Origin of the sequence: Plectonema radiosum NIES-515 (assembly GCF_025753815.1) — a bacterium.
Classification (GTDB): domain Bacteria; phylum Cyanobacteriota; class Cyanobacteriia; order Cyanobacteriales; family Nostocaceae; genus Hassallia; species Hassallia radiosum_A.
In genome coordinates, this window is record NZ_JAOWRF010000245.1 from 1 (window position 1) to 5,424 (window position 5,424).

At 41.0% G+C, this 5,424-nt stretch carries 5 protein-coding genes; 1 reads left to right on the forward strand and 4 read right to left on the reverse strand.

Annotation, left to right across the window (positions count from 1 at the left end; genetic code table 11):
* Positions 1–181: 181 nt before the first annotated feature.
* A complete protein-coding gene (locus tag OGM63_RS16800; protein ID WP_263746742.1) occupies positions 182–703 on the forward strand; it encodes a hypothetical protein in 522 nt (173 codons plus the stop codon).
* A 265-nt stretch (positions 704–968) separates the two neighbouring features.
* Here OGM63_RS16800 and OGM63_RS16805 read toward each other — a convergent pair whose 3' ends face one another.
* The 4 genes from OGM63_RS16805 to OGM63_RS16820 all read right to left on the reverse strand — a co-directional run bounded on the left by OGM63_RS16805 (position 969) and on the right by OGM63_RS16820 (position 5,299).
* Complete coding sequence (locus OGM63_RS16805) at positions 969–1,418, reverse strand: YlqD family protein (protein ID WP_263746745.1); 450 nt, start codon at positions 1,416–1,418, stop codon at positions 969–971.
* A 41-nt stretch (positions 1,419–1,459) separates the two neighbouring features.
* Positions 1,460–3,436 carry an AMP-dependent synthetase/ligase gene (locus tag OGM63_RS16810; protein WP_263746746.1) on the reverse strand — a complete coding sequence of 659 codons (1,977 nt, stop codon included), beginning with the start codon at positions 3,434–3,436 and terminating at the stop codon, positions 1,460–1,462.
* An 894-nt stretch (positions 3,437–4,330) separates the two neighbouring features.
* Positions 4,331–5,074, reverse strand: a complete 744-nt coding sequence (locus tag OGM63_RS16815; RefSeq protein ID WP_263746748.1) for a DUF928 domain-containing protein — start codon at positions 5,072–5,074, stop codon at positions 4,331–4,333.
* Positions 5,075–5,119: 45 nt separating this feature from the next.
* A complete protein-coding gene (locus tag OGM63_RS16820) occupies positions 5,120–5,299 on the reverse strand; it encodes a hypothetical protein (RefSeq protein ID WP_263746749.1) in 180 nt (59 codons plus the stop codon).
* Between the last annotated feature and the right edge of the window lie 125 nt (positions 5,300–5,424).

Genomic DNA, 5,424 nt, shown 5'->3' on the forward strand with positions numbered 1-5,424 from the left:
CCCCACTCCCCCACTCCTCCACTCCTGGAACCTAAAGACAAAGCAAAGGTCTATATGATTTATTCTCCTCATCATCGCTCACTAAGATAAAAAAGCTACTGAAATGTAGAGGATTGGGGTGAAATTTGCATCTAAAATTCAGAATTGGTAGTCAACGTGTTTAAAATTTCTGTTTAATTTTATGTCGGCAAAGTTGAAGTTATTTTTAATTTTCATACTGAGTATCTTTGCCACTGTCGGTGCTGGATTTTATATTATGCAGCGCCAGCCGTCAGCATCGATTTGGGGTAATGATAATGGACAACAGCAATTTTCGGCGATACCACAAGCTCAACATATTGAGGTATATACAGAGAGAGTAACTTATAAAACTATACCTCTGCAAAATCTAAATTCTTCTCTCCAGGGTAGCGATCCGGCTATACTTGCCCTGAATGCTTTTGATGATGTGGTATCAGAGAAAGCAACGCGAAAGGTGGAGGTAGTTTATCCGCTACCAAATCAAGCGATGGTGACGATTACACAGATGAAGCCAGGGGATAGTGCTGTCGGTACGGTTAAATACCGCGTGGAGATGACAACTTTTGGGCGATCGCTTTTAGTTAGTTCACCCCCCGTTTGGCAAATTGTCTGGGCAGGCTCCCAGGTACAATGTTGGTCTGGGAACCGCCCGAACAAAAATTCAATTTCTACCTGTGGATAGATGCGCCCCTGAGTTAAAAGTTATGAGTTAGACGTTCCGCCGGAACGTCTGTACGTACGATACGGGAGTGAGGAGTGAGGAGTTATATCGTTTCTTTATGAAGATGCGCCTAATTAGCCCACGTAGGTGGGCTTTGTTTGTTTAGCCCCAGGCTTCTAGCCTGAGGGGGATAAAGCGCAACTTCACACAGAATTGGTATTAAAAGTTAAAATTCATAACTCCCGTACAGACGTTCCGCCGGAACGTCTCTACATAACTGGTGAATTTAAACGTCACCGCGAATTTCTTCTACAACCCCATCCCGCAGAACGATTTCGACTTGCATTTTGCTAATCAGGTTATCACCTGGTTCGACCCGGAAAAAGCCTTCCATTTGAAATTGGGGGACTTCCTGATCCAATTCCAGAAACTGCACTTGCTGGAGGTTTTGCAAACTTTGATTTTTTTGCTCTAGCAGTTCGCTTTTCTTTTGGTTGACTTGGACTTGGACATTTTCGATTTGTTGCAGGGTTTGTGGTCCAGGAGGTTGTAAACTCTGCTTTTGAATTTCAGTTACTGCTCTTTGTCCTTGAGTGTCTAGCTGTTGCAATTGCTGATCGGTTTGATTGATCTGGGTTTGCAGTTGCTGCTGTACTTCCTCTTTCCAGAGGGGTGTGACAATGACTTTGACGTTTACGACTCGCTTTAAAAGCAGTTGAGGTTTGGAGACATCCATAAAAGTTTCACGTTCACTCTATTTGTTTGCGGTGGAAATTATCAGGCAAACATGCCGTCAATAATATCGCGATAGCGTTCCATGACGACGTGACGGCGAATTTTTAAGGTTTGTGTCATCATGCCATTTTCTATGGAAAACGGCTCCAGGATTAGTTTAAATTGACCAATACGGTCATCTGCTCGATAACCTGGACGATTTTGCACTTCCCGATTCAATTCTTGCCGAAATAAATCCTGGCTCATTTTACTCTCAAGATTTATTTTTTGACTTGTTGTCTCGGTTAGATTGTCGTCCTGTATACAAAATTCGAGATTTTGACTTTCTGCCCATTTTTGCAGTGCTTCTAAATTTGGTACAATCAAAGCACCGACGCTGCGTTTATCTTGCCCTACAAGCATCATTTGGTCGATATAAGGCGATCGCACGCACGCATCTTCAATGGGCTGTGGTTCGATGTTTTCACCGTTGCTTAAGACAATCGTATCCTTTGCTCTTCCTGTCAGCACCAAATCTTTTTCTGGTGTCACCCAACCCAAATCCCCGCTATCAAACCAACCTTCTGCATCAATTGCTTTTGCTGTCGCTTCCGGATTTTGGTAATATCCTTGCATAATTTGCGGTCCTTTCAACAGCACTAAACCTTTTTCACCAGTTGGTAACGCTTTACGAGTTTCTGGATCGACGATTTTATTTTCTGTACCCGGAAGTGGTTGTCCAGATGAACCGCGTAAATTCCGCCAAGTACGACGCACATTTGTTACCGGAGAAGTTTCCGTCAAGCCATAGCCTTGCAAAATCTCGACGCCAATAATTTCAAAGAAATTATCTATGTGTTTGGGAAGGGCACCACCACCGCTAATCATCTGCTTAATTTTTCCTCCCGTCGCTTCTCGGACTTTGTGATAAACGAGTTTTTCTCCGAAGGTATGAAGGGGAAACAATGCAGATGCTTGTATACTTGCTGATAATCGGGCGATCGCCTGAGCATCAAGATGATCTAAACTCAAGTTTTCCGCAATTCGCCGCGCTTTGATATACTTATCGCTAATCGCCAGTAACGAATTAATTAAACGTCGTTTGTTTTCAGGTTGTTCGCGAAACTGCTTTTGCACACCTTCATAAATCGATTCCCACAAGCGCGGTACACCCAGGATATAATTTGGTTGGAATTGTTGCAAATCCTTTTTGAAAGAACGCAAGTTAGTGTATACTTGGGTGCAACCTTGAGAAAGTAAGTAATATTCAACTGTTCTTTCGTAAACGTGCCAGCTAGGAAGAATACTCAGGACAATATCTCCTATTTCTGGTTGTACCACTATCCCAAAGGTGGTAACTTGGTGCATCAAGTTACCATAACTGAGCATTACGCCTTTAGGTTTGCCTGTAGTGCCAGACGTGTACATTAATGTTGCTAAATCATTGCGTTTTTGCCGCGCTGGTTGTAAAGTGCGATTTGCACTCCTTTCCATCAATTGTGAAAAGTTCAACACCTTGAAAGTTTCTTCTGATGGTGGTGCTTCATCACTAAGCAAGATGATAAATTGAATTGGCAAATCGTTGAGCCTATCTTGAAGCTTCTTCAGTGTCTTTAAATCTTCCAGCACCAGCGCTGTGCTACCACTATTAGCGATGATAAATAGCAATTCTTCCTTTTCTGCTTGGGAACTACGCAGCGCATCTACTCCCCCAGCCATCAGAATACCTTGATCGGCAATAAACCAGCGGGGACTGTTGTCAGCAATTAAAGTTATGCGATCGCCTACTTTTACCCCCAAAGCTTGCAAACCTGCGGCAAATTGCTGTATTTTTTCTAATAGCTGCCTATGAGTAATCACAACTTCTGGTTTGGAGTGAGGATCGCGCAAAGCGACAGTATCACCGCATCGTTTTGCTACCAAATCCCAAATTTCTGGTAACGTCTCTACATGGGAAAAATCTGCCAAATTCTTTAATGCTAGGCGCTCTCGCTCAGAAATCTGAGAAAATATATCAGCAGTCACAGAAGTTTTCGACATTACACATCATCTCCTAAATTATAAATTATTATCTTTCTGTGCATATTCTGTCATCTGACTAAAATAGCCCACTTGAAGATACACAACTACTTCTATCCATAAAGAATTTCCTGATTTTCATGAAGATATTTAAATAAATATATGTTAAGATGATTTTACATAGATTAAAAGCAATGAAACTTGCTCTTAACTGGTTGTAACTAACAGCAATGACTGGCGTGGAGAGCGAAGGATGAAAATTTTATACTTCATCCTTGAGTTGACCACCTATTACTAACAGGCGGTGATTACCTATGGATTTGCTAGATATTATATTACTAACATCAATCAATATATTTGGTTGTCTTGCTTTCCCAAGGCTTCTATCTATGATTTTAGCTGGGAAAACTAAGTATATTCAACGGTTGCAAATGTACTCTACACCACGAAATACTAAATACGAAATTACCAGTTTTCCATATTGTACAAGTTACTCATTAACCGCCAGCCCGGTATGTAAGTTTCGTCCTAATTTTTGCGCGAAATGTTCTGCGTAAAAAGTACCTACCTTCGGTTGATAAGTTCGTAGTGAGGACTTTAGTCCTCATCTAATCATAATATAAGCACTGAAGTCCTTACTACAAAAATGCTTTATTATGGGAAACTAAAGACATAAGTAATGTAGCTAATATTACGCACCTGCTCAAATTGCTGAAATTAAGGACTAAAGGCTGTTTAAATTCTGGTGCACAGTCTAATAGACATCTCCAGAAAATACGTAGAGACTATTCTGTGCTACGTCTAATCAAGGGTTTCGGGCAACGCATAATTAAATTATGCTGCACAGTCTAATGGACTGTAGTTGAACATAAGCAGTCTGAAATCCTCTAAATCTCTACTCAACGTCCTGGTAACTTAACGGTAGTTTTTCACTTCTCCGACAATCGGTTGTTGGGCTAAATTCTCCAAATCAACATCTCGCAACAAATTAGCCCAATCATTACTAAAGACAGTATTTTTGGGTTCTGCAAAATAAAGTTTAGCTAGTTCGGTCAAAGCTGAATACCAAATACCATTTTGAGCATAAATAGCAATGCGCGATCGCGCATTGCTATCTGCTTGCAAAAGTCTCTCTAAATCTGGTTTTAGCGCTTCTCTTTGCACCCATCCACGCACAAATACTGGGTTAGAGAAATTCTGCCGACTACAGTAAATTTTAAAGTACCATTGATAGCTTTTGTTAAGTTCTAAAGTTACTGTGGATGGTACGCTGAGGCTAACTATTCCTGCTGTTTCCGGCAGCTTAAAAGAAGTTCGGTAAACATCATTGTTTGCCTCATCCTGCAACGCAAACTCCCCCCCGGATGTATTACTAAAGTGATAAGGAACAAAAAACCAAAAAGTAGGATGTTCCTCAACCGTTAAACCGGTATTTTGAGTGGGTATCAAGGCAGTAACTGGCACTTTTACAGGTGGACATTCTCCACGGCTTCCTGTTCCTACCCTTTTGGAAGGTCTGCCTCGACTTGATCCATCGACTTCTTTTTCATTGAAGCGAATTTGTATATTAGATGAATCGAAATATGCTATGACTGGCATCATGTCGCTGATGCACAGCGATGCAAAAGTAATGGTAAATGCAATAATTGATTTTTTCATTAATCATTAGTCACCTAAAGTATGAAAATCTCTCTTCCCCAGTCCTTAATTCTTAGTGTATACTGCCACAATTACACTACAATTAACGAAAACCAAGGCTGAGGGAACAAGCGGTATCCATATCCCTTGTATTAAGGTATAAAGACAAACTCCATATAAAATAGCCAGACCGATGGCGATCGCTATTCCTAAGTGTAATACTGAGCGTAAGTACCAAGCAATCATAGTTCCAAATCACATAGTCAAATATAGTCAGACATTTGCAATTTAGGTTTAAGCAACTCTACTTTCAGCATGGACACGCTTAAATAGTGGAGTTATCCGCCTTGGATGTACTACCTGACACCCCC